Source organism: Brevundimonas sp. GW821-FHT02A10, assembly GCF_059422025.1.
Map to the genome: position 1 here is coordinate 257,141 of NZ_JBWKWC010000001.1, position 25,214 is coordinate 282,354.

Below are 25,214 nucleotides of genomic sequence, written 5' to 3' on the forward strand. Positions count from 1 at the left end.
AGGGGTGAGCCGTGAGTCTGGGTGGCGTTCTCGCCAACGCCTCGGCGGCCCTGTCGACGGCCCAGTATCAGGTCGCCCTGAGCACGACCAACGTCGCAAACGCCAGCACCACGGGCTACACCTCCAAGACTTACTCCGCGACGTCCCAGACGTCGGTCCTGGGTCTGAGCACCGGCACGGTCACCCGGGCCACGAACAGCTATCTCCTGAAGTCGGTGATCACCAGCGCGTCACAGGCCGGCTACGACACCGCCGTCAGCGACACGCTCAGCCGCTACGACACCCTGCTCGGCGGGACCGACGACGGCTCGGACATCCCCAGCCTGACCTCGGCCCTGTCCACAGCCCTGACCGGCCTGGCCTCGGGCTCGACGACGACCAGCGCCGCCGATGTGGTCTCGGCCGCGAGCGAACTGGCCGACGGCCTGCGCGACCTGTCCTCAGGCATCCAGTCGCTGCGCAAGGACGCCGACAGCGCCATCGCCACCACCGTCGGCCAGATCAACGACCTGCTGACCACCATCAGCGGCCTCAACAGCCAGATCGTCTCCGGTCAGGGCGACGCCGCCAGCCTCGCCGACGCGCGCGACACCGCCATGACCTCGCTGGCGGGCCTGATCGGGGTCACCAGCTATGAGGACGCCTCGGGCCGGCTGAACGTCTACACCACCAGCGGCCAGCAACTGGTCGGCGACACCGCCAGCGTGCTGGGCTTCTCGACCAGCGCGGTCTCGGCCTCGACGAGCTACCCCTACAGCCTGTCGGGCGTGACCATCAACGGACGCGATGCGACCACCAGCTTGACGACCGGCGAACTGGGCGGCCTGCTGGCGCTGCGCGACACGATCCTGCCCGCCGAACAATCCGCGCTCGACACCCTGGCGGCCGGGGTGATCGACGCCGTCAACACCGCCGCCGCGAGCTCGGCCGGCTATCCGCCGTCCAGCCTGACGTCGAGCCTGTCGGTGGCTTCAAGCGACACCCTCTCCCTGACCGGCAGCCTGACCATCGTGCAGATGACGACCTCGGGGACCTCGACCGGATCAACCACCCTCGACCTGTCCGGGATCACCACCGTCGCCGATCTGATGACCGCCCTGAACGGATTGTCGGGCGTCTCCGCCAGCCTGTCGAACGGCAAGCTGACGATCAGCAGTTCCAGCGGCGGGATCGCCCTGGACACCAGCGCGGCCCTGACCGGCTCGGGCCAGACGCTGAATGCGTATCTCGGTTTCAACGATGTCTTCTCGGGGACGGACGCCTCGACCATCCGCGTCTCCGCCAGCCTGCTGTCCGATAGCAGCAAGCTGGCCACCTCAACCCTCGACTCCACGGCGGCCGTTAATGCGAGCGCGGTCGCCTCGGGTGGAACGGGCGGCGTCCAGGCCATGCTGACGGCCCTGGGCGCCGACCGCGCCCTGCCCGCCTCCGGCAAGCTGTCGGCCCAGACAACCAGCCTGCTATCCTATGCTTCCAACGTCCTCGCCTCGGCCGCCTCGACGGTGTCGAAGGCCTCCAGCGCGGCCTCGCTCTCGACGACCCTCGCCGCCGGCTATCAGAACAGCCTCAGCAACGTGACCGGCGTGAACCTCGACGAACAGACCGCCCTCGTCAGTCTCTATCAGCAGCAGTACGAAATCACCGCCCAGTTGATGAGCGCGATCAAGGACATGTTCGACACCCTCGTCAGCATGGCCGCGTCATGATCGGCAGGGTCGCGACCTTCAGCCAGTCCCTCTACGTTCTGAACCAGACCCTGGGGGTCCAGGCGAAGATGGCTGAGGTACAGGCCCAGACGGCGAGCGGGCTCAAGTCGGCAACCTTCGGCGGGCTCGGCGTCTCGGCGGGGGCCCTGACGCGGCAGCAGACGGCGTACGAAACGGCGACCGCACAATCCGCTGCCGCCAACAGCGCCCTGACGGTGCTGCAGCAGTCCTGGTCGGCGCTCGGCACGATCACCGATCTGACGGACACCATCTCCACGACCCTCGCCAGCGCCGTCAGCGCCAATGACACGACCGCCCTCGCGACGACGGCCCAGGGCTGGCTGTCGGACCTGCAGAGCATCCTCAACGGCCAGTTTTCGGACCAGTCCCTGTTCGCCGGAACCGCGACCGACGCCACGGCGGTGAACCTGACCGACTATGTCTCAGGGGCGGCCGACAGCTATTATCTGGGTAGCACCGACGAACGGGTGTTCACGGCCTCGGATGGTCAGACGGTGGCCCTTTCGGTCAATTCCGCCAATTCTTCATTGGCGACTTTGGTCGAGGCGCTGAAGGGACTGATCAACGGGACCTCGACCGCCGCTACGGCGCTGGATCAGGTCCAGTCGGCGGCTTCGGGCGTCGCCGATCTTCAGGCCGGCCTGTCGGCGGGGGCGACCCGGCTCGAGGCCATCGCCGACCGCGCGGACGCGAAAGCCTCGGCCCTGTCCGGTCTGATCAGCACCCTGAAGGAGGCCGATCTGGCCGAGGCCTCGGTGCTGGCGACCCAGTACGAGACCCAGCTCCAGACCGCCTACTCCACCCTCAACATGCTGATGTCGGTCAAGCTGTCCGACTATCTCCGCTAGGGGTTCCGGAGCGCGGCGCTGGTCCAGCCGCCGCCCAGAGCCTGAATGAGCGCCACCGCCGTGGTCTGGCGATCCACCCCGGCCTGCAGCAGGTTGCGGCGCGCGGTCAGGGCGCTGGTCTGGGCCGAGACCACATCGGTATAGGCCACCAGCCCCGCACGATACTGGTTGAGCACCGCCGCCTCGGTCTGGTCCGCCGCGGTCGAGGCTTCCTGCAACAGGGCGTACTGGCGAGCGAGGACGCCCGTCGCCGTCAGCTGATCCTCGACGTCCTGAAACGCCGTCAGCACCGTCTGGCGATAGGTGGCGACCGTGCCGTCATAGGTGGCTCGGGCCTGCGCCACCCGGGCGCCGCGCGCCCCGGCGTCGAACACCGTCTCCGCCAGACCCAGCCCCAGCGACCAGACATTGGTCGAGGCCGCGAACAGGTCGCCGAGGCTCGAGGCCTGCGAATTGGCCGATCCGGTCAGGGACAGGGTCGGGAAGAAGGCCGCCTGCTCGACCCCGATGGTCGCATTGGCCGAAGCCACCGCGCGCTCGGCCGAGGCGATGTCCGGACGGCGCTGCAGGATCTCCGACGGCACGCCCAGAGGCACGTCGGGCACGACCGGGGTCCAGTCGCTGACAGCTGCGAGGGTGAAGCTGCTGGGGTTCTCGCCGACCAGCACCGCGATGGCGTTCTCATAGGTCGCGCGGGTGCGCTCAAGGCCCACCAGCGTCGAGCGCGCCGTGGCCAGCTGGCTCTGGGCCTGAAGCACATCGACGCGCGGCGCGATCTTGGCGTCATAGCGGTTCTGGGTGATCGTCAGCGCCCGCTCATAGGCGGCGATGGTCTGATTCAGAATCGCCGTCTCGGCGTCGGCCTCGCGCAGGTTCAGATAGTTGGCCGCCAGCTCGCCCTGGATCGACAGGTGGGCGCTGGCCAGATCCGCGGCGCTGCCCTCGGTCTGGGCGTTGGCGCTCTCGACCTGGCGGCGGATACGGCCCCAGAGGTCGGGCTCCCAGCTGGCCCCGATGCCGACCTGATAGCTTTCGCTGTCGCCGGTCGAGCCGTCGCCGCCCGACTTCGAACCCGAGCCGTTCAGATCGACGGTCGGGAACAGGCTGGACCGGGTCTCGCGCGTCGCGGCGCGGGCGCCGCGATACGAGGCCTCGGCGGCGGCGATGGTCTGGTTGGCGGTCTCGGCGCGGGCGGCCAGATCGTTCAGGACCGGATCGCCAAACAGGGTCCACCAGTCGCCGCGATCCAGACTGTCGCCGGGCGTGGCCACGCTCCAGCCCGTCGGGGCCTTGAAGCTGAGTGGGGCCGTCGCTGTGGTCGGGACCACATAGTTCGGTCCCACGGCGCAGGCGGAGGTCAGGAGGGCGACGCTGAACAGGGCCGCCGCGGTCTTTGCAGGGATGCGGGTCATGCGGTGGTGGTCTCCGGTTCGATGTGGCGCGCCAGGGCGCTCTCGTCGCGTTTCCTGCCCCTGAGCTTGTCGAGATAGACGTAGACGACGGGGGTCGTGAGCAGGGTCAGGAGCTGGCTGGCGATCAGGCCGCCGATGATGGTGATGCCCAGCGGACGGCGCAGTTCCGCCCCCTCGCCGAAGCCGATGGCGAGCGGCAGGACGCCGAGGCCTGCGGCAAGGGTCGTCATCAGGATCGGGCGGAAGCGCAGCAGCGACGCCTCACGCACCGCCTCCACCGCCGACAGCCCACGCGATCTCTGGGCGTCCAGCGCGAAGTCGATGATCAGGATCGCATTCTTCTTCACGATGCCAAGCAGGAGGAAGACCCCGATCAGGGCGATGACCGAGAACTCCATGTTGAACAGCATCAGGGCCAGCACCGCACCGACGCCCGCCGCCGGCAGGGTCGACAGCACCGTCAGCGGGTGGACGTAGCTCTCGTACAGAATGCCCAGCACGAGGTAGATCGCCACCAGCGCAGCGCCGATCAGCAGCGGCATCTGTTTGGCCAGATCATTGGCGCTGGCGGCCGTGCCGGCGAACGAACCACGGACGTTGATGGGCATGCCGATCGACGCCTCGGCCTCGGCGATGGCCGTCTTGGCGTCGGCCAGATTGGCGCCGTCCGCCAGGTTGAAGGACACGGTTGTGGCCAGCTCCCCGTTCTGGTGATTGACCGAGGTCGCGGTCGGCTGCTGGCTGACGGAGGAGATCGCCGACAGCGGCGTCATCGGCGTGGTGGTGGTGGCGAGCGCCGTCCCGGTCGAGGGATCGCGCAGGGCCGGGTTGGTCACGGCGTTGGTCGTTGCTCCCGTGCCACTGGTCGGGACCTGGACGTCGTTCAGGGCCTCGGGACCCTGGGCGAAGGCTGACTGCCATTCCATGATCACGGAGTACTGGTTGATGTCCTCATAGATGGTCGCGACCTGGCGCTGGCCGAAGGCGTTGTAGAGACTGTTGTCGATGGCCCGGGGGGTGATCCCCATACGCGCGGCCGTGTCCTTGTCGATGTTGATGAAGGTCTCGACGCCGTTCTCCGACTGATCGCTGTCGACATCAGTCAGTTCGGGCCGGGCCTTCATCGCCTCGGCCAGCTTGGACGCCCAGGTCTTCAGGTCGGCGCTGGAGTCCGAGATCAGGGTGTACTGATAGGTCGAGTTCGACGACCGCCCGCCCATGCGCACGTCCTGCACCGGGTTCAGGAAGACGCTGATGCCCGCCACCTTCTGCAGCTGCGGCCGCAGCCGGGCGATGACCGCGGCCCCGTTCTCGCCCCGCTCCTTGAGCGGCTTGAGGTTGACGAACATGAAGGCGCCGCCGGCCCGGGCGCCGCCGGTGAAGCCGACGACGGTGTCGACCGCCTTGTCCTTGTGGATGATGTCCACGACCGTCTTCAGCTTGGTCGACATGGCCTGGAAGGACACGCTCTCGTCCGCCCGCACCCCGGCCATCAGCTGACCGGAATCCTGCTGCGGGAAGAAGCCTTTGGGCACGACGACATAGAGGTAGCCAGTCAGGGCGATGATCGCGACCAGCGACAGGACCACCAGCGGTTTGCACGCCAGCGCCCAGTCCAGGCACCAGGAATAGACGTTCTGGACGAAGCTGAAGGCCTTTTCGAACTGGCGGGCCAGCCAGTTCTCGCGATGCCCCTCGGGATGCCGCTTCAGCATGAAGGCGCACATCATCGGCGTCAGGGTCAGGGAGATGACCAGCGAGATCATCACCGCCGCCGACAGGGTCACGGCGAACTCCCGGAACAGCCGCCCGACCTGCCCGCCCATGAACAGCAGCGGAATGAACACAGCCACCAGCGAGATGGAAATCGACAGGACGGTGAAGCCGACCTCGCGCGCGCCCAGCAGGGCCGCCTTGACCCGCTCCATCCCCGCCTCGATGTGCCTCTGGGTATTCTCCAGAACCACGATGGCGTCATCGACCACGAAGCCGGTCGCGACCGTGATGGCCATCAGTGAGAGGTTGTTCAGCGAGAAGCCCAGCAGATACATGACCCCGAACGTCCCCAGCAGGGAGACGACGGTCGCCACCGCCGGGATGATCGTCGCCGAGGCCGTACGCAGGAAGGCCGAGACCACCAGCACCACGAGGATCAGCGACACGATCAGGGTCAGCTCGATCTCGTGCAGGGACGAGCGGATGGAGTTGGTGCTGTCCGACGCCACCTGGATCTTGATGTCGCTGGGCAGCTGGGCCTGAAGCTCGGGCACCACGGCGCGGACGCCGTCGACGGTCTTGATGACATTGGCGCCGGGCTCGCGGGTGATCAGGACGATGATCGCCGGCTTGCCGTTGAACAGGCCGAGGGTGCGGGTGTCGGCGACGCTGTCGGCGACCGTGGCCACGTCCGACAGCCGGACCGGGGCGTTGTCGCGCCAGGCGATGACGAGGTTGGAATAGTCGGTGGCGTTGCGGCCCGCGGCGGTGGTGTAGATCTGGAAGCGTCGGCCGTCACCCTCGACCGCGCCCTTGGGCCGGTCGGCGTTGGCGGATTCGATCGCGGCGCGCACGTCCTCCAGGCTGATGCCGTAGGTGTTGAGCTGGAACGGATTGATCTGGACCCGCACGGCCGGCAGGGAGCCGCCGCCGATCTCGACCTCGCCGACGCCGTCGACCTGGGCGATGCGCTGGGAGACGGTGTTGGACACCGCGTCATAGATCTGGCCCGGCGTCTTGGTGTCGGAGGTCAGGGCCAGGATGATCACCGGGGCGCTGGACGGGTTGACCTTGTTGTAGGTCGGGTTGCTGCGCATCGAGGCGGGCAGGTCCGAGCGCGCGGCATTGATCGCCGCCTGAACCTCGCGGGCCGCGCCGTCGATGTTGCGGTTCAAGTTGAACTGCAGATTGATCCGCGTGGAGCCCGTGGAGCTGGACGAGGTCATCTCATTGACGTCGGAGATGACGCCGAGGCGCCGCTCCAGCGGCGTAGCGACGCTGGAGGCCATGGTCTCCGGGCTGGCCCCCGACAGGCTGGCCCGCACCGAGATGGCCGGATAGTCGACCTGCGGCAGGGGCGCGACCGGCAGGACGAAGAAGGCGCCGATCCCCGCCAGCGCCAGGCCGACGCTGAGCAGGATGGTGGCGATCGGCCGCCGGATGAAGGGCTGGGACAGGTTCACCGGGCAGGCTCCGGGTCACCTTCAAGGTCCTTCGGCAGCGGACCGTCATCCTCGGACGAACCGGCGGCGCCCGTCGGCGTCTTTCTGGGCCCCAGCTTGTCGAAGGCCAGATAGATGATCGGCGTCGTGAACATGGTCAGCAGCTGGCTGACCAGAAGGCCGCCGAAGATGGCGATACCAAGCGGTCGGCGCAGCTCCGCCCCCTCCCCCATGCCCAGCATCAGGGGCACGGCGGACAGCAGCGCGGCCATCGTCGTCATCAGGATCGGCCGGAAGCGCAGCACCGCCGCCTGGAAGATGGCCTCGCGCGGCGACTTGCCCTCGGTCCGCTCCGCGTCGATCGCGAAGTCGATCATCATGATGGCGTTCTTCTTCACGATGCCGATCAGCAGGATCAGCCCGATGATGCCGATGACGCCCAGATCGTTGCCGGTGATCAGCAGGGCGAACAGGGCCCCGACGCCCGCCGACGGCAGGGTCGACAGGATGGTCAGCGGGTGGACGTAGCTTTCGTACAGAACGCCCAGCACGATGTAGACGCAGACCACCGCCGCCAGGATCAGCCACAGCTGGTTGGTCAGGGAGTTCTCATAGGCGCCGGCGCTGCCGAGGAAGGTCGTCGTCACGCTGGCGGGCATGTCGATGCTCTTGATCGCCGCCCGGACCTGACCGACCGCGGCGCCGAGCGAAACGCCGGGCGCGGCGTCGAAGCCGATGGTCGTCGCCGGGAACTGGGCCACGTGGGTCACCTGCACCGGCGACTGCTGCTCGCGGATGGTGGCGAAGGCGCTCAGCGGCGCGGCCCCGCCCTCGGCCTTGAGGTTCAGCTGACCGAGAGTGTTCAGGTCGGTGACGAGCGTCGGGTCAGCCTCGAGGATCACCCGGTACTGGTTGGTCTCGGTGAAGATGGTCGAAACGATCCGCTGGCCGAAGGCGCTGTAGAGGGCCTCGTCCACCTGTGACGCGGTAATGGAAAGCCGTGCGGCAGTGTCGCGGTCGACGTCGACGAGGGCCGCCGAGGTCGTGGCGCTGGCGTCGTTGTAGACGTTCCGGAGCTTGGACTGTTTCTCCATCGCCGCGGCCAGCTTGCCGGCCCATTCCTTGACGACGGCGGTGTCGGCGCCTTCGACGGCGAGCCTGTACTGGGTCGGGCCGGTTTCAGTGTCGATGGTCAGGTCCTGGGTCGGCTGCAGGAACAGTCGCAGGCCAGGGATCTCCGCGACCTCGGACTTCAGCCGGGCCATGATCCTGTCCTGCGAGCCGTGACCGTCCTTCAGATTGATGGTCATCTGGCCGTTGTGAAGGGTCGCGTTATTGGTCCCGTCCACACCGATGAAGGAGCTCAGTGACTTCACATCCTTGTCGGCCAGGATGACCTTGGCGGCCTGCTGCTGCAGCTCGCTCATCTTCGCATAGGAGATGGAGCTGGTCGCCTCGGTGCGGGCCAGAAGCTGGCCGGTGTCCTGCACCGGGAACAGGCCCTTGGGGATGACCAGATAGAGGACCGCCGTCAGGGCGACGGTCGCCACCGCGATGCCCAGCGTCAGGGGCTGATGCCGCAGCACCCAATCCAGACCCTTCTCATAGCGCCGCTCGACATCGGCGAAGAGGCGGGCGCTGTAGCGGCTGACGCCCTTCAGCTCGCCCTCGGCCTCAGGCTTCAGCCAGCGCGCCGACAGCATCGGCGTCAGGGTCAGGGAGACCACCGCCGAGATCAGGATGGTGATGGCCAGGGTGATGGCGAACTCGCGGAACAGCCGCCCGACCACGTCGCCCATGAACAGCAACGGGATCAGCACCGCGATCAGGGAGACCGTCAGCGAGATGATGGTGAAGCCGATCTCGCCCGCGCCCTTGAGCGCCGCCGCCATGGGCTTCTCGCCCTTCTCGATGTGGCGCGAGATGTTCTCGATCATGACGATGGCGTCGTCCACGACGAAGCCGGTCGCGATGGTCAGGGCCATCAGGCTGAGGTTGTTCAGGCTGTAGCCCAGCAGATACATCGCCCCGCAGGCGCCGATCAGGGAGATGGGCACCGCCAGGCTGGCGATCAGGGTCGCGCGCAGGCTGTGCACGAACAGGAAGATCACCAGCACGACGCCGATGATGGCCAGGATCAGCTCGAATTCGACGTGGTGCACAGACGAGCGGATACCCGTCGTGCGGTCGGTCAGGACCTGCATGTCGACCGCGGCCGGCAGCTGGGTCTGGAGCTCGGGCAGGCGCGCCTTGATGGCGTCAACGGTCTGGATGACGTTGGCGCCCGGCTGGCGCTGGACGCTCAGCAGGATGGCGGGCTTCTCGTCGGCCCAGGCGCCCAGCTTGGAGTTCTCCGCGCCGTCGATGACCTTGGCCACGTCCGACAGCCGCACGGGAGCGCCGTCTGCATAGGTGACGATCAGATTCTTGTAGTCATCGGCCGTCAGCAGCTGGTCGTTGGCGTTGATCGTATAGGTCCGGGTCGGGCCGTCGAACGAGCCTTTGGCGCCGTTGGCGTTGGCGGCCGTGATCGCCGACTGCATGTCCGTCAGGGTGATGCCGTAGGAGGCCATGGCCTGGGTGTCGGCCTGGATGCGGATCGCCGGCTTCTGGCCGCCCGAGAGGCTGACCAGACCCACGCCTGCGGTCTGGCTGATCTTCTGGGCCAGACGGGTGTTGACGAGGTTCTGCACCTCGGTCAGCGGCAGGGTGTCGGAAGTGATCGCCAGCGTCAGCACCGGCGCATCGGCCGGGTTGATCTTGGCATAGGTCGGCGGCGCCGGCAGGTCGGCGGGCAGCAGGGCGCTGGCGCCGTTCAGGGCGGCCTGGACCTCCTGTTCGGCGACGTCCAGCGTCTCGTTCAGCCCGAACTGCAGGGTGATGACCGAGGCGCCGGCCGAGCTGACCGAGCTCATCCTGTCCAGCCCCGCCATCTCGCCCAGCTGGCGTTCGAGCGGCGCGGTGATGGTCTGGCTCATGACCTCGGGGCTCGCGCCCGGATACAGGGTCTGGACCTGGATGGTCGGGTAGTCGACCTGCGGCAGGGCCGAGAGCGGCAGCATGCGGAAGCCGACGAAGCCGGCCAGCACGATGGCCAGCATCAGCAGCGCGGTCGCGACCGGGCGCTGGATGAAGGGACGCGAAGGGCTCATGCGCTTACTGGGCCGCCGGACGGTTGCGGTGCTGGCCGGTTCCGCGCGCGCCACGGGCCGGAGCCTGACCCGCGACGGTGACCTTGCCGCCTTCGGTCAGCCGGTCACCGCCCTCGGTGATGACCTTGTCGCCGAGCGCGAGCCCCGAGGAGATGACGACCTGGGTCGTCGTCGCCTGACCGGTGACGACGGTGCGCCTGGTCACGGTGTTGTCAGCCTTGACCAGCCAGACGAAGGCCGCGTCCGTCCCCTGACGCACGGCCGTCGCCGGCACGACCACGGCGCCCTTCAGGGTGTCGAGGGTGATGCGGACATTGACGAACTGGCTGGGGAACAGGGCGCCCGACACATTGGCGAAGCGAGCCTTGCCGCGCACCGTGCCGGTCGTGGTGCCGACGACATTGTCCAGCGTCGAGAAGGTCCCGCTGTCGAGTGTCGTCGTGCGGGTGCGGTCCAGCGCCAGAACCGGCAGGGTCGCGCCCGAATAGACGCGCTGCTGGATGGCCGGGATCTTGTCCTGGGGCACGGTGAACTCGACGTCGATCGGCGTCGTGGTCGTGATCACGGCCAGACCCGCGCTGTCGCCCGCGCCGATATAGTTGCCGACGTCGACGACCCGCAGGCCGATGCGGCCGGTGACGGGCGCCGTAATCCGGCTGAAAGTCAGGTTCAGCTGTGCGGCCTGCACCGCGCCGCGGTTGGCGGTCACGGCGCCTTCCAGCTGCTGAACCAGAGCGCGCTGGGTGTCGACGTCCTGACCGGCGATCGAGTCCTGGCCCTGCAGGGTCTCGTAGCGGGTCAGGGTGACGCGGGCGGCGGCGAGTTGTGCCGTGTTCTGCTGCAACTGCCCTTGCGCCTGGGTCAGCTGGGCCTGAAAGGCGCGGGAATCGATCTGAGCCAGAGCCTGACCGCGCTGGACGATCTGTCCCTCGCGGAAGAAGACCTGGGTGATGACGCCTGACACCTGCGGACGCACCGTCACGGTCGCGGCCGGGGTCACCGTGCCGAGCGCCTCGATCAGGACCGGAATGTCGGCGCTGGCGGCCGTAGCGACGCCGACCGTGCTGGCCGGACCGCCGCGTCGTCCGCCACCGCCGGGACCGCCCGGGCCTCCGGGGCCGCCGTCGCCTCCGTCGCCGCCCTTGCTCCCGGCCAGCGACATGGCCACCACCACCGCCAGCAGGCCGACGACGATCAGCGCCGCGACCGTACCGATCAGCTTCTGCGTGTTGGTCAGTTTGCGCGGCCCGATCTGGCGCGGGCGGGAAGCGACCGGAGCATCTGCGTCGGTCTTCGGCGAGGGGTCTTTGTCCTGGGTCATGGTCTCTTTAATCCTCGCGCGGCGTCTTTCCGGCGCACAGCGGCGCTATATTCCGAATGCCAGCTCCTAACGGCCCAGTTAGGTTCCCCGGGTCTCTCTCTGTGTCGCGAGACAGGAAAATTGTGTCACACTGTGTCGAGAGCGATGACGACAAGAGCTGAAACCAAATGACCCGCGCGAGAAGCGACAGATCGTTTCAGGATGCGGCCATGGACACTCCCGCACGCATCCTTCTGGTCGACGACGACCGCGACATCCGCGTCATGCTGGCCGAACAGCTGTCGGACGCGGGCTTCCAGATCGACACCGCCGCCGACGGGTCGCAGATGCGCAGCGCCATCGCCGCGCACGAACCGGATATCATCCTTCTGGACCTGAATCTGCCGCGCGAGGACGGGCTGAAGCTCTGTCGCGACCTGCGATCCGACTCGGCCGTCCCGGTCATCATGCTGACGGCGCGGGCCGAGGCCGTGGACCGGATCGTCGGCCTCGAGATGGGCGCCGACGACTATCTGACCAAGCCGTTCGAGCCGCGCGAGCTGATCGCCCGCATCCGCAGCGTGCTTCGCCGCACCCGCACCCTGCCGACCAATCTGACGCCGCTGGAGGCGCGGGCCGCCCGCATCAACGGCTGGTCCTTCGACTTCGAGCAGCGGCTCCTGCACGACCCCGACGGCCGCGTGGTCGTCCTGTCGGGCGCCGAATACCGGCTGCTCAAGGTACTGGTCGAATACGCCAACCGGGTGCTCAGCCGCGAGCAGCTGATCTCGCTGGGCGGCGTGCGTCAGGAAGACGCTCTGGACCGCGCGGTGGACATCCAGGTCAGCCGCCTGCGCCAGAAATTCGGCGCCGAGGGCCCGGTCCTGATCCGCACCATCCGCAACGAAGGCTATGTTCTGGCCGCCAACGTCGTCCTGACGTGACGAACGCGACCGCCGAACCGCAAAAGGGCCTGCAGCCGCTGATCGAGCGCTTCCTCGGCTCGATGACCGGGCGGCTGTTCGTCATCCTGCTGTTCGGCACGGGGCTGGCCGCCCTCGCCTCCCTGTCGATCGCCGACATGCGCTATCGGGCCGACCTGACCGCCTTCCGCGCCGAACGGACGACGGACCGGATCGAATCCTATGCCTCGGTGCTCAAGGGCCTGGACTCGACCGAGGCCGCCGACATGGCCCGGACGGGCGCCGCCGGCCTGCAGCCACGCCCCGCGACGGCCGTGCGCGGCCAGCCCGATCTGGAGCTGAACCGGCGCCTGTCCGACGGTCGCCTGGGCGAGATCAAGGCCATCGCCTGGTCCACCGAGTCGACCGCCTGCCGCCGTGACAACCGTGACGTCCGCGTCGTGGTCGACGCCACCCACGAAAAGGCCGTCCAGACGGAGGCCCAGGCCCTCGGCCTGAATCCCCCCGCCTGCTGGATCATCGACTTCACGGACGCGCGCGGGGCGAAATACTCCATGGTGACCGGCGCGCCGCCGCCCGCCTCCCGCCCGCGCGTGCTCGACCCCTGGTTCCTGGGCATCGAAGCCCTCGCTCTGGCCCTCCTGTCCTTCTTCGTCGCCCGCTTCGCCTCAAAGCCGGTGCGCCAGATGGCGACGGCGGCCCAGGCCCTCGGCGAAAACCTCGACGCTCCGCCCATGGCCCACGCCGGCCCGACCGAGGTGCGTCAGGCGGCCGACGCGTTCAACACCATGCAAACCCGATTGCGGCAGGCCATGGCAGACAAGGCCCAGGTTCTGGCCGCCGTCACCCACGACCTCCAAACCCCCCTCACCCGGTTGCGGCTGCGCGTCGAAAAGGTGTCGGACCCCGAACTGAAGGACCGGCTGCTCGGCGACCTCGCGGCAACCCAGGCTCTGGTCAAGGAAGGGTTGGAGCTGGCGCGCAGCGAGCCCAGCCAGGAGCCGTTCGCCCGCCTGGCTCTCGATTCCCTGCTGCGCTCCATCGCCGACGATGAGGCCGATGCCGGCCGCCCCGTGGTCTTCACCGCTGGCTGCGATTGCGACGTCATGGTGCGGCCGAAGGCGCTCCGCCGCTGTGTCGCCAATCTGATCGAGAATGCGGTCGTCCATGGCGGCAACGCCCGGATTTCGTCCCGCGTTGACGGCGACAAGGTCTTCCTCGACATCGAGGATGACGGCCCCGGCATCGCCGACGCCGATCTGGAACGGGTCCTCGAGCCCTTCGTCCGGCTGGAAGATTCCCGCTCGCGCGAGACCGGCGGATCGGGCCTCGGCCTGACCATCGCGGGCCGGCTGGCGCGCGACAACCGGGCGCGGCTGGTGCTGCGCTCGCGCAAGCCCCGCGGCCTGACCGCGACCCTGATCCTGCAGGCCGCCGGCCCGGCCTGATTTTCCCCTGCGTCCGCTCGCGCTGCCGGCCCGCCGCCGGATGAGGACGCATGTCCGCAATCCGCCCGCCTCGCCCGCTGACGCCCCAATCTCGCCGCATAGATACCGCGAACGACGGATAGCGAAATACTTATGTCTATAAGTTGTTCTATATTCGGAAGCGGAAATAGTCAGATATAAACCGGCAAAATCTCGTGCTTATCAGGATACACCCGCCTTAATACCATCGTTCTATACGATTTATGGCTTTCTTGCATCGACATCGTGACAGCTATTGACCGCGACGGGGCCAGATCGAGCCCCGAAATACCTCTCGGTTACACAGGAGCCTGCGGGACACATGATCGATTTGAGAAAACATCTGCTGAGCACGACCATGGTCGTCGGCCTCGCCGCCCTGGTTCCGGCGGCGATCCCGGCCGTCGCCCTGGCGCAGGATTCGAGCTCCACCACGTCGCAGGACGACAAGGACAAGGACAAGGCCGCCGATCAGGTCGAGGAAGTCGTGGTCGTCGGCTCACGCATCCGCACCGACAACTACAACGCCCCCTCGCCCGTTCAGGTGATCACCCGTGACGACGCCACGCTCGCCGGCTTCACCTCGACCACCAGCCTGCTTCAGGGCACGGCGGTGACGGGCGGCACCGCCCAGATCAACAATGCCTACGGCGGCTATGTCGTGAACGGCGGTCCCGGCGCCAACACCCTGTCGCTGCGCGGCCTGGGCGCCACCCGCACCCTGGTCCTGTTGAACGGCCGTCGCGTCGCCCCGGCCGGCTCGCGCGGCTCGGTCGGATCGGCCGACCTGAACGTCCTGCCGACCGCCATGATCGAGCGTGTCGAAATCCTGAAGGACGGCGCCTCTTCGATCTACGGTTCGGACGCCATCGCCGGCGTCGTCAATATCGTCACCGACAAGGGCATCGACGGCGTCACGGTCAGCGGCCAGTACAACTTCACCAACGACGCCAACGGCGGCGGCGACGAGAACCGCTTCTCGGTCGTGGCGGGAACCCACGGCGATCGCTGGCACATCGCCGGTTCGGCCGAGCGCTATGTGCGTGAGGAACTGAGCCTGGGCGACCGGGCCTTCACCTCCTGCCCCACCGACGCCTATGCCGACGGCTCTGACTACATTGATCCGAATACGGGCCTGTCGAAATGCTTCTCGCTCAACTCGGGCGGCGTGACGATCAACACCATCGGCACCTCGACCATCGCCGGCGTCGGCGCGACCAATGCGGTGGGGACTTCGTTCAACCGCTGGCGTCCGAACTCGGCGGTGACCACGGGTCTGGTCGGCTTCGAAGGCGTCGGCAACTCGGCGACCAACACCAGCGTCCGCACCACCTACGATCCGGACATGCTGAACACCTCCCTGATCACGCCGGTCGATGTGACCACCGGTTATCTGGAAGGCTCCTATGACCTGCACGCCCTCGGCAACGCCCAGGTCTATGGCGAGGTCCTGGTCAACCAGCGTCAGTCCAGCTCGACCGACTACCGTCAGCTGGTCATCGACTACGCCAAGGGCAGCCCGCTGATCCCGACCAGCCTGGCCGGCAGCACCTACGCCGCCTCCAGCCAGGGCCTGAACCCCGGCTCCGCCGTCGGCGTTCGCGCCTTCATCGGTTTCGGCAACACCGAAAGCCAGCAGCGCGTCGACTTCGCCAAGGAACTGGCCGGCATCCGCGGCGACCTGTTCCTGCCCGACTGGCACTATGACGCCTACGTCAGCTACACCCGCTCCAAGTCGGTCTATACGACCGAGCAGTTCCTGACCGACCGGCTGCAGAAGAGTCTGAACGTCGTGAAGAATGCCGACGGCAGCTTCTCGTGCGTCAGCACCGACGCCAATTGCGTCGCGGCGCCCTATCTGACCTCCGCCGTCATCGGCGGCGACCTGCCCCAAGCCTGGGTCAACTACGTCAAACAGGACGTCACCGGCACGACCATCTACGACGAGACGGTCGCCAGCATCGGCTTCGACGGCCCGCTGTTCACCCTGCCCGCCGGTCAGGTGATGGCCTATGTCGGCGCCGAGTACCGCAAGTCCTCGATCGACGACACGCCCGGCATCGATTCCCAGAACGCCAACACCTGGAACTACTCCACCTCTGCCATCACCCGCGGCAGCGACTCGGTGACGGAACTGTTCGGTGAAGTGGAAGTGCCGATCCTGGCCGACCTGCCGTTCGCCAAGGCCCTGACCTTCACCGGTTCGGCCCGCTGGACCGACTATGACTCCTACGGCGACGACTCCACCTACAAGGTCGGTCTGGTCTACCAGCCGTTCGACTTCCTGACCTTCCGCGGCTCCTACGGCACCTCCTACCGGGCCCCGGCCCTGTTCGAGCAGTTCGTCGGCGCGACCTCGGGCTTCGTCAGCTCGACGGCGGATCCCTGCAACAGCTACGGCTCCACCGGCACCGATCCGATCGTGGCCGCCAACTGCGCCAGCGAGGGTCTGGCCGGCAGCTTCAACCAGACCTCCAGCGTCGCCGTCATCACCTCGGGCGGCGCCGACAACAATCTGAGCGCCGAGACGTCGGACAACCTGACGGTCGGCCTGATCCTGCAGCCGAAACTGCCGGACGGCTGGGGCAAGCTGTCGCTCGCGGCCGACTACTACGAGATCCAGATCGACAATGGCGTCTCGCGCATCGGCTACAGCAGCATCCTGAGCCTCTGCTACAGCTCGGCCGCGGCCGAGTTCCAGGCCGACAACGGCTATTGCGGCCTGATCGACCGCAATGCCTCGACCGGCGCGCTGACGGTTCACGACAGCTACGTCAACGTCGCGACCGACGTGGTGAAGGGTATCGACTACACCGTTCGCTACACCAACGAGTTCGGCCCCGGCCGGGCGATCTTCAATCTGGGTGTCACCCAGATGACCGAGCGCTACAGCACCCTGTTCGCCGACGATCCGGTCCTCGACGAGGTCGGCACCATCGGCACGCCGGAGTTCAGCGCCAACTTTGACGCCGCCTACGCCTTCGACAAGTGGACGGTGCACTATGGCATCGAGTGGATCGACTCGATGGGCTACGACGCCTACTACCTGAAGAACTACGGCTATACTCTGGCGTCGCTGGGTTATGACGCCGAGGTTAGCGACTACTACCTGCACAATGCTTCGGTGCAGTACGCCGCTGACGGCTGGACCGCCACGGCGGGGATGCGCAACCTCTTCAACGAAGAGCCGCCGACCCTCTCTGCGGGCGTCGTCAGCCGGGTCGGCAACGCCCCGCTCTACTCGGGCTACGACTACGTCGGACGGACCTTCTTCATCAACCTGAGCAAGTCCTTCTGATCGATCCGGATCGGTAAAACGGGAGGGGCGGAGATCTTCGGGTCTCCGCCCTTTTTCGTGCGCCCGGTGTCACGCCGCCGATCCGTCGCTCCGTCTGTATCAGAACGTGTCAAACGACTGAGCCATATAACGAATGTGCAATCCGCCCGCCCCATTTGGCAGGCACAAACTGTTCATGCACAGTTCATCTTCGCCCGCCATCCTGATCGTCGACGAGGCGCATGATCACCATGATCCCCTCTGCGGCTACCTCGGCAGACAGGGCTTCGTGACCCGCTGCGCGAACAATCTCCCGGAAATGGAACGCCGCCTCAGGGAGGACCGCCCCGACCTTATCCTGCTGGATGTCTCGATGCGCGGCGGCGATGGTCTGGCCCTGTGTCGCCGGCTGTCGGAGATGGGCCCGGTCATCGTGGCCAGCGCTCTGGGCGAGGATACCGACCGCATTCTGGGGCTGGAGATGGGGGCCCAGGATTATCTGGCCAAACCCTATAATCCGCGCGAGCTGCTGGCGCGTATCCGCGCGGTCCTGCGTCGCGCCAGACCGCCCCAGGCCGGCGCCGCCAGCGTGCTCAATTTCGCCGGGCTGCAACTGGATTTGCTCCGTCGGCGACTGATCCGGGCCGACGGCGAATCCACCGCCCTGACGCCGAACGAGTTCAATCTGCTGCGGACCTTCGCCGAGAACCCGGGACGGGTCCTGACGCGCGCCCAGTTGATCAGCAGCGCCCACGAGGGCGAGACCGACGTCCGCGACCGGGCGATCAACGTCCAGATCAGCCGCCTGCGCAAACGCCTCAGCGACGAAAGCGGCCACGACCTGATCGTGACCCTGCGCGGCAAGGGCTATGTCTTCGACGCCCAGGTCGCGCGGCAATAGCCAGGGTCAGGGACGCTGCGAGATCTTCCGCAGACCGTCCAGCAGGGTCTCACTGGTCCGGCCCGTACGGCAACCGCTGGCGATGATCAGCCGCATTGCCTGCAGGTGCACCGTGATCGACGGCCAGTGCCAGATGCCAGCGGTGATCATCCGGTCCGAGACCTCGCACAGGCTGTAGGCCGCGTCGTGCAGCGGGCCGGTGTCGAAGAAGGCGGCCAGGTCGATGACCTTGGCGCCCAGGGTATAGACCTGCGGACCAGACCCCTCCGCCGCCGCGTTACAGACGGCTTCCAGTTCGTCCAGGGTCGCGGAGATCATCGCCATCGCCTCATCGCGATGGGTGTTGAGCGCCTCGCCGGCCAGGCGCTCGGCGTCGCGGACCAGACGGCCGCCCGGTTCGAACAGCTGTTTCGACAGCGAACTCTTGACCTTGAACGTCCGGGCTTCGCTCACAGCTGCACCTTCATCGGTTTCATCATCATGTCGATCGCCGACTGATCCATATTGGCCTCGCTGGCGGCGCCGACGTGTTCGGAGAGGTCTCCGCTGCGACGGCCGGGCACGCCGAGCGGCGGGCCGAAATTGCGCACCCGACGGTCCGGGCCGACATAGGTGTCAGCCTCGACGAACTGCCGCTCGTCATTGCCCAGCCACAGGATGCGCTGCAGCAGGACCGAGGGGGTCATGGGCTTGGTGACAACGAAGCTGGCGCCGCAGTCGCGGCTCTTCTGCACCTTGGACTGGGCCGCGTGCCCGACCAGCATGATCACCGGCGTATAGCGCACCGGCGGCGGCGTATCGCGCCGCAGCCAGCGGGTGAAGTCATAGCCGTCCATGTCGGGCATCGAACAATCGATCAGGATCAGGTCGAGATCGCGCTCGTCCACGACCTTGATCGCGTCCTCGGTTGTCATACGCTTGATCTGTTCCCGAACCCCGAAGCCCTGGAAGATCGAGCTCAGCATGTCGAGCGACTTCTGGTTATGGTCGACCAGCAGCACGGACGACCGTGCGAGGTTGACCTTTTCGTTGATGTCCGGCTGTCGGCGCGCCATGGCTCAGTCGAACAGCATCAGATCGCCCGAAGCCTTTTCAGCGGACGCATTGGTGACACCCGGGCTCAGCCGGTTGGACTGGTCGGTCAGGGTCAGGGCGTGCAGGGCCGTGTCCATGGGCACGCCGGCGCCCAGGGCCGCGGACAGGCCGCTCAGCCCGTCCAGGCGCTGGATCAGCAGATCAAAATCCTGAATGCGCGCCATCACGCCGCTCAGCTTCTCGGGCGGGCAATGAGCCATCAGCTCGGACGTCAGACCCGACAGGCCGTCGACCTGGGCGCGGATATCGGCCAGTTCGTCGGAGACAGCGGTCAGAAGGGTACGGCTACGGGACAACATCACCAGAGCTCCACGGCGCCCGAGGCGACCGGCTCCGGCTTCGGCGGAGCCTGGACCGGCACATGGCTGTCGGTCACGGCGCGCTGCAGGGCGCGGCCAGTCGTCGGCCAGTAGTGCAGGCGACGGCCGCCGTCTCCGCGCAGGCTCCCGCCCACGACAGGAATGCCTTCGTCGCGCAGGAAGCGCTCGGCGAAGTCAGCGTTCTGCATGCCCACGTCGCGCAGCGAGTTGAACATCCGGCCGCCGCCGAACAGCTTGGCTTCCAGCCGGTCGCGACGCGCACCCGCCTTGAGCACGTCGTTGATCAGCAGCTCCATCGCATAGGCGCCGTAGCGGCGGCCCGCGTCGGTCCCCGCCCCCGAGCCTTCCGGCAGCAGGAAGTGGTTCATGCCGCCCACGCCCGTCTGAGGGTCGCGCAGGCACATGGCGACGCAACTGCCCAGGATGGTGGTCAGCATCACGTTCGGATCTGAGGTGATGTGGTGCTCGCCCTGGCCCACATGGATCCTCTTTTCGGTGGCCAGGGCCGCCTCGGACATCATGTCAGCGGACCGAAGACGCCTTCCAGCTTCTCTTTGAGCTGGGCGACGGTGAACGGCTTGACCAGGTAGTTGTTGACCCCGAACTGGACCGCGCGGGCCACCAGTTCGCGATCGGCGCGGCCGGTCAGCATGATGAAGGCGGCGCCCTGGGTCGGCGGGTGGGCGCGGATGGCGCGCAGCAGACCCAGGCCGTCCAGGTTCGGCATATTGAAGTCGGAAATGATCAGGTGCGCGGGCTTGCCGATCATCTCGCGCAGGGCCGCCTCGCCGTCAGAAGCCTCGCGGAACTCGCGGAAGCCCAGCTGCTGCATACTGGTGCGCACAAGGCCGCGCATCGACATCTGGTCGTCGACGATCAGGGTATGGATAGCGGAGGCGGCAGGCATGGCGGGGGTACCTCAGGCGGCGGCGCCGCGCGGGGGCGCGGCGCACAGGTCGAGAATGGCGGATGAAATACGCGACAGCGGCAGTTGGCGTTCGACGGCCCCGATCTCGTGGGCGACGCGCGGCATGCCGTAAACAACAGAGGAGGCTTCGTCCTGGCCCAGGGTGTGGGCGCCGGCTTCGCGCATTTCCAGCAGCCCCTGGGCGCCGTCACGGCCCATGCCGGTCAGGATGACCCCGGTCATGGGACGGCGCAGGCGGGCGACGGACCGGAACAGCACGTCGACCGACGGGCGGTGACCGCTGACGGTGTCGCCTTCGCTCAGGCGGCAGCGCGGCGTCGTACCGATGACCTCGAGATGGGTCAGGCCGCCGGGCGCGATATAGACGTGACCGGGCAGCATCGGCGCGCCGTCCACCGCCTCGGTGACGGTCGCGGCCGAGGCCTTGTTCAGGCGCGCGGCGAAGCTGGCGGTGAAGGTCGCCGGCATGTGCTGGGTCACCACCGTCGCCGGGCAGTCGGCCGGGAAGGCGGAGATGATGCTGAGCAGGGCTTCGACGCCGCCGGTCGAGGCGCCGATGGCCAGGATGTGATCGGCGGCGGCTCGGTAATCGTGGTGCGGCCGCACGGTCTCGACAGGGCCGCGGGCGCGAACGCGCGAACGGGCGGCAGTCTTCACCTTCAGCGTCAGTTCCGAGAAAGCCTCGGCCGCGGTGACGCCCGCGCCCGGCTTCCCGACTGCGTCGACGGCGCCCATTTCCAGGGCTTCCAGGGTGATCTCGGCGCCGGCCTGGGTCAGGGTCGAGACCATGACCACGGGCATCGGCCGCAGCCGCATGATCTTCTCGAGGAACTCCAGCCCGTTCATATTGGGCATTTCAACGTCGAGAGTGATGACGTCGGGGTTCAATTCCTTGATTAACGCGCGCGCTTCCAGCGGATCGGCGGCGGAGCCGATCACGTCGATCTCGGGATCGCGGCGCAAGGCGGCCGTGATCAGGCCGCGCATGGTAGGGCTGTCGTCGACGACGAGGACGCGAACCATACTCATGCGGCCAGCCTGTAGGTGGTCAGGCCGCTGGTGTTCAGCTGGTTCACAGCCGGGCCGCTGACGCGTTCCGAATGGCCAATATACAGGGTCGCGCCGGGGTTCATCAGCGGGGTGAACCGCTTCCAGACCTTCTCCTGGGTCGCGTCGTCGAAATAGATCACGACGTTGCGGCAGAAGATGACGTCGAACTTGCCGCGCATCGGCCAGTCGCCAATCAGGTTCAGCTCCTTGAACGCGATCAGGTCGCGCAGGGGCTGGGTCGCCGACATCATGTTGCGCCCCTGCGACGAGGCCTTCTCGAAGAATTTGTTGCGCAGGGCCGGGGGCGCCGGATCCAGCGCCTCCTCCGGATAGACGCCGGCGATACCGTCGGCGACCATATTGGGATCGATGTCGGTGGCCAGGATGCGGAAGTCGAGCTCATTGGCTTCCGGCAGGACGGACAGCGCCGTCATGGCCATCGAATAGGGCTCCTGCCCGTTCGAGCAGGCGGCCGACCACAGTCGGACCCGGCCGCCGGCGCGGGCGCGGGCGGCCAGCATCGGCATGACCTCGTCGCGCAGATGGTCGAAATGGTGGGGCTCGCGATAGAAGCGGGTCACATTGGTGGTCAGCGCCGCCGTCATCGCCTGACGCTCGTCCACGCCCGCCGCGTCCTGGATCAGGGCGCAATAGTCCCGGAAGCTGCGCAGACCGAGGGTGCGCAGCCGCTTGGCCAGGCGCGAATAGACCAGCGCAGCCTTGCCCTCGTTCAGGGCGATCCCTGCGTGGCTGTGCAGGATCTGGGCGATGTGACGGAAATCCTCGGCGGTGAAGACGAACTCGCCTTCGACCAGGGATTCACGCCCGGCGGACGTACTCATGCGGCTTCGGCCTCGGCAGTGTCGGGGACGATCCGGTCCAGTTCGATCAGGCTGATCATGCGGCCGTCGATGGCGAACAGACCCTTCACGAAGGTCTTCACCTGCTCACTGGCCACGTCCGGGGTCGGCTGCACGGCTTCGTCCGTCAGCTGGATGATGTCCGACACGGCGTCGACCAGCAGGCCGACCATGCGGCCGCCGACATGGGCCACCATGATGACGTGGCGGGCGGTCGGCTCGGAGGTGCGCAGGCCGAAACGGGCGCCCAGGTCGATGATCGGCAGCACGGCGCCGCGCAGGTTGATCACGCCCTTCATGAAGCCCGGCGCGCGCGGCAGGGGCGTCGCGGGGGTCCAGCCACGTATTTCGCGCACCGACATGATGTCCACGCAGAACTCCTGCTCGCCGATACGGAAGGCGATCAGTTCGCGCGAGGCGGCGGCGTTGGAAACTTCAGTCATGATCAGCTCGCGAGTTTGAAGTCAGGACGGGTGGCCTCAACGCGGGTCGCCTTGCGCCGCCACGAGGCGACGATGGCGTCCACGTCCAGGATCAGGGCGACGCGGCCGTCGCCCAGGATGGTCGCGGCGGCCACGCCCTCGACCTGTTGGTAGTTGGTTTCCAGGCTCTTGATGACGACCTGGCGCTGGCCCTGGATGGCGTCGAACAGCAGGGCGGCGCGGGCCCCGGCCTCGGTCTCGATGATCACCGCGACCCCGCCCTCCGCCGGAGCGGGCGCGTCACGGAAGCCCATGCCCAGAGCGACGTCGATCAGGGGCACGAACTGGTCGCGGAAGCGGATGACCGGATCGTGGCCGCCGACGTAGTGGATGTCCTCGGCGCGCGGGGTCAGGCTTTCGACGATCGCCGTCAGCGGTGCGACCAGGGTCTGTTCGGCGGCGGTGACCACCATGCCGTCCAGCACCGCCAGGGTCAGCGGCAGGCTGAGGGTGAAGGTCGACCCCTTGCCCGGAACCGAGCTGATCGAAATGCGGCCGCCCAGGGCCTGGATCGAGCGCTTGACCACGTCCATGCCCACGCCGCGTCCCGAGACGTCGGTAATGGTCTCGGCAGTCGAGAAGCCCGGCAGGAAGATCAGGTTGTCGATCTCTTCGTCGGTCAGGACCGCGTCTTCGGCGATCAGGCCGCGCGAGATGGCGATGCCCTTGACCCGTTCGCGGTTGATGCCTTTGCCGTCGTCGCCGATCTCGATGACGATCCGGCCCGAGCGGTGCAGGGCGGCCAGGCGGACGGTGCCCTCTGCGGGCTTGCCGGCGGCGACGCGGTCGTCCGGGCTTTCCAGTCCGTGGTCGATGGCGTTGCGCAGCATGTGGGTGATCGGTTCGGCCAGACGCTCGACCACAGTCTTGTCGACCTCGGTGTCCTCGCCGGCGGTGACCAGACGGACGCGCTTGCCGGTCATCTCACCGACTTCGCGGACCAGACGCGGCATGCGCTGGAACACCGACTTCACGGGCTGGGCGCGGATCGCCATGACGCTGTCCTGGATCTCGCGCGTCAGCAGTTCGAGATCCTCCAGACCGACCGAGATGCCCGACGAACGGGCCAGGCCGCTTTCGATCACGCGCTGGGCCAGCATGGCCTGCTGGATGACCAGCTCGCCGACGACGTTGATCAGGCGGTCGACGCGGTCCAGATCGACGCGAATGGTGACGGCGGCCTGGGCAGCGGGGGCAGCGGGCGCAGCGGCTGCGGCGGGGGCGGCAGGTGCAGCGGGAGCCGGAGCCGGAGCAGCGGCGACCGGCGCCGGAGCCACGGCGACAGGCGCGGGGGCTTCAACCGGGGCCGGGGCGACCGGGGCGGGAGCCACGACAGGAGCTGCGACAGCGGCGGCGGCCTGGGCGGACACGTCGGCCTTGGCGCTGGCCATCAGGGCGGCGATGTCGAACTCGGCGGGGGCGGCCTCGGGCTCGGCGACGCCCTCGGACACCGCGCCCGCAGCCGGGCGGATGGACAGGTCGCAATCGCTTTCGACGAAATCGAAGACGTCGCGCACGGCGGCCTCGCCGGCGGTCGTGGTCAGGTCGATGGTCCAGACCAGATAGGCTTCTTCGGGGATCAGCTCGTCCAGGGTCGGCAGGGCCGAGACGTCGAGCTCGGCCGTCATCTCGCCCAGGCGCGACAGCTCGCGCAGCAGGATGCCGGTCTCGTTGGCGTTGGCGTAGAGGCGGGCGTGCGGACGGAAGACCACGCGCCAGACGTCACCCGACGCGGCGGCGGGTTCAACCGGAGCGGCCTCGGCCGGGGCGTCGTCCAGACCGGCGAAGCTGAAGGCCACGGGGCGGAAGCCGAACTCGTCGGCCTCGGGCTCGCCGATGGCGGGGGCCGCCATCATCACCGGGGTGAAGACCGGCTCGTCGTCGGCCGCAGCCTCGGCGGCGGGCGCGCTGGCCACGCCGTGGGTCAGGATTTCCAGCTCGGCGACCAGACCGGCCGAACGGGCCTCGTCGACCTCCGGGGCCTGACCCCGCGCCGCGGCGATGTGATCGGCCAGGACGTCGGAGGCGCGCAGCAGGGTCTTGACCGTGACGTCGTCGCACGGCTTGCGGCCCGAGCGCAGCTCGTCGAGCAGGGTCTCGAACACGTGGGCGAAGCGAACGAGGGCCTCGAGGCCGAAGGCCCCTGCCCCGCCCTTGACCGAGTGGACAGCCCGGAACACGGCGTTGACGGTCTCGTCGTCGGCCGCGCCGGATTCCATCGCCAGCAGACCCGCTTCCAGGTCGCCGAGCAACTCGTCGCACTCCTGGAAGAAGACGACCTTGATGGCCTCAAAGGGATCTGCGGCGTCGGTCAT

Annotated in this window: 19 protein-coding genes; 6 read left to right on the plus strand and 13 right to left on the minus strand. The window is 67.6% G+C overall.

All coding sequences use genetic code 11. From position 1 onward, the window contains the following. The first annotated feature begins 11 nt into the window (after positions 1-11). Positions 12-1,706 (plus strand): flagellar hook-associated protein FlgK, encoded by a 1,695-nt coding sequence (gene flgK / locus AC07U0_RS01065; RefSeq protein ID WP_494718186.1) that lies wholly within the window; start codon positions 12-14, stop codon positions 1,704-1,706. Further along, a complete protein-coding gene (locus tag AC07U0_RS01070) occupies positions 1,703-2,575 on the plus strand; it encodes a flagellin (protein WP_494718187.1) in 873 nt (290 codons plus the stop codon). Before flgK ends, AC07U0_RS01070 begins: the two co-directional genes overlap by 4 nt. On the opposite strand, the gene AC07U0_RS01075 is transcribed toward AC07U0_RS01070, so the two are convergent. Genes AC07U0_RS01075 through AC07U0_RS01090 form a run of 4 tightly spaced genes read right to left on the minus strand, consistent with a single transcriptional unit; the run spans position 2,572 to position 11,618 of the window. Continuing rightward, a complete protein-coding gene (locus AC07U0_RS01075) occupies positions 2,572-3,987 on the minus strand; it encodes an efflux transporter outer membrane subunit (RefSeq protein ID WP_494718188.1) in 1,416 nt (471 codons plus the stop codon). The genes AC07U0_RS01070 and AC07U0_RS01075 overlap by 4 nt on opposite strands. Continuing rightward, positions 3,984-7,166 carry an efflux RND transporter permease subunit gene (locus AC07U0_RS01080; protein ID WP_494718189.1) on the minus strand — a complete coding sequence of 1,061 codons (3,183 nt, stop codon included), beginning with the start codon at positions 7,164-7,166 and terminating at the stop codon, positions 3,984-3,986. Before AC07U0_RS01080 ends, AC07U0_RS01075 begins: the two co-directional genes overlap by 4 nt. Further along, complete coding sequence (locus AC07U0_RS01085; protein ID WP_494718190.1) at positions 7,163-10,297, minus strand: efflux RND transporter permease subunit; 3,135 nt, start codon at positions 10,295-10,297, stop codon at positions 7,163-7,165. Before AC07U0_RS01085 ends, AC07U0_RS01080 begins: the two co-directional genes overlap by 4 nt. Before the next feature lie 4 nt (positions 10,298-10,301). After that, positions 10,302-11,618, minus strand: a complete 1,317-nt coding sequence (locus AC07U0_RS01090; RefSeq protein ID WP_494718191.1) for an efflux RND transporter periplasmic adaptor subunit — start codon at positions 11,616-11,618, stop codon at positions 10,302-10,304. A gap of 209 nt (positions 11,619-11,827) precedes the next feature. On the opposite strand from AC07U0_RS01090, the gene AC07U0_RS01095 reads away from it, so the two are divergent. From AC07U0_RS01095 to AC07U0_RS01110, 4 genes are all read left to right on the plus strand, one after another. Further along, positions 11,828-12,541, plus strand: coding sequence for a response regulator transcription factor (locus AC07U0_RS01095; protein ID WP_207868355.1), 714 nt, complete (start codon positions 11,828-11,830; stop codon positions 12,539-12,541). Continuing rightward, positions 12,538-13,968, plus strand: coding sequence for an ATP-binding protein (locus tag AC07U0_RS01100; protein WP_494718192.1), 1,431 nt, complete (start codon positions 12,538-12,540; stop codon positions 13,966-13,968). The genes AC07U0_RS01095 and AC07U0_RS01100 overlap by 4 nt, the downstream gene beginning before the upstream one ends. Before the next feature lie 340 nt (positions 13,969-14,308). Further along, positions 14,309-17,284 (plus strand): TonB-dependent receptor domain-containing protein, encoded by a 2,976-nt coding sequence (locus AC07U0_RS01105; RefSeq protein WP_494718193.1) that lies wholly within the window; start codon positions 14,309-14,311, stop codon positions 17,282-17,284. Between the two features lie 175 nt (positions 17,285-17,459). After that, complete coding sequence (locus AC07U0_RS01110; RefSeq protein WP_494718194.1) at positions 17,460-18,164, plus strand: response regulator transcription factor; 705 nt, start codon at positions 17,460-17,462, stop codon at positions 18,162-18,164. A 6-nt stretch (positions 18,165-18,170) separates the two neighbouring features. Here AC07U0_RS01110 and AC07U0_RS01115 read toward each other — a convergent pair whose 3' ends face one another. From AC07U0_RS01115 to AC07U0_RS01155, 9 genes are read right to left on the minus strand one after another with little or no spacing between them, the layout of a single operon-like run. Continuing rightward, positions 18,171-18,617: a chemotaxis protein CheE gene (locus tag AC07U0_RS01115; protein WP_494718195.1), complete on the minus strand. Its 447-nt coding sequence runs from the start codon at positions 18,615-18,617 to the stop codon at positions 18,171-18,173. Next, positions 18,614-19,219: a response regulator gene (locus AC07U0_RS01120; RefSeq protein WP_494718196.1), complete on the minus strand. Its 606-nt coding sequence runs from the start codon at positions 19,217-19,219 to the stop codon at positions 18,614-18,616. The genes AC07U0_RS01115 and AC07U0_RS01120 overlap by 4 nt, the downstream gene beginning before the upstream one ends. Positions 19,220-19,222: 3 nt before the next feature. Further along, positions 19,223-19,558: a DUF8776 family protein gene (locus AC07U0_RS01125; protein ID WP_494718197.1), complete on the minus strand. Its 336-nt coding sequence runs from the start codon at positions 19,556-19,558 to the stop codon at positions 19,223-19,225. Next, the gene (locus tag AC07U0_RS01130; protein WP_494719172.1) at positions 19,558-20,097 is read right to left on the minus strand and encodes a chemotaxis protein CheD; all 540 of its coding nucleotides are present in this window, start codon (positions 20,095-20,097) and stop codon (positions 19,558-19,560) included. Before AC07U0_RS01130 ends, AC07U0_RS01125 begins: the two co-directional genes overlap by 1 nt. Beyond that, on the minus strand, positions 20,097-20,486 hold the full coding sequence (locus AC07U0_RS01135) for a response regulator (RefSeq protein WP_492031863.1): 390 nt from the start codon (positions 20,484-20,486) through the stop codon (positions 20,097-20,099). Before AC07U0_RS01135 ends, AC07U0_RS01130 begins: the two co-directional genes overlap by 1 nt. Before the next feature lie 12 nt (positions 20,487-20,498). Further along, complete coding sequence (locus AC07U0_RS01140; protein WP_494718198.1) at positions 20,499-21,536, minus strand: protein-glutamate methylesterase/protein-glutamine glutaminase; 1,038 nt, start codon at positions 21,534-21,536, stop codon at positions 20,499-20,501. After that, positions 21,533-22,399, minus strand: a complete 867-nt coding sequence (locus AC07U0_RS01145) for a CheR family methyltransferase (RefSeq protein WP_494718199.1) — start codon at positions 22,397-22,399, stop codon at positions 21,533-21,535. The genes AC07U0_RS01140 and AC07U0_RS01145 overlap by 4 nt, the downstream gene beginning before the upstream one ends. Beyond that, positions 22,396-22,860, minus strand: coding sequence for a chemotaxis protein CheW (locus AC07U0_RS01150; RefSeq protein ID WP_494718200.1), 465 nt, complete (start codon positions 22,858-22,860; stop codon positions 22,396-22,398). Before AC07U0_RS01150 ends, AC07U0_RS01145 begins: the two co-directional genes overlap by 4 nt. 2 nt (positions 22,861-22,862) lie before the next feature. Then, positions 22,863-25,214, minus strand: a complete 2,352-nt coding sequence (locus tag AC07U0_RS01155) for a chemotaxis protein CheA (RefSeq protein ID WP_494718201.1) — start codon at positions 25,212-25,214, stop codon at positions 22,863-22,865.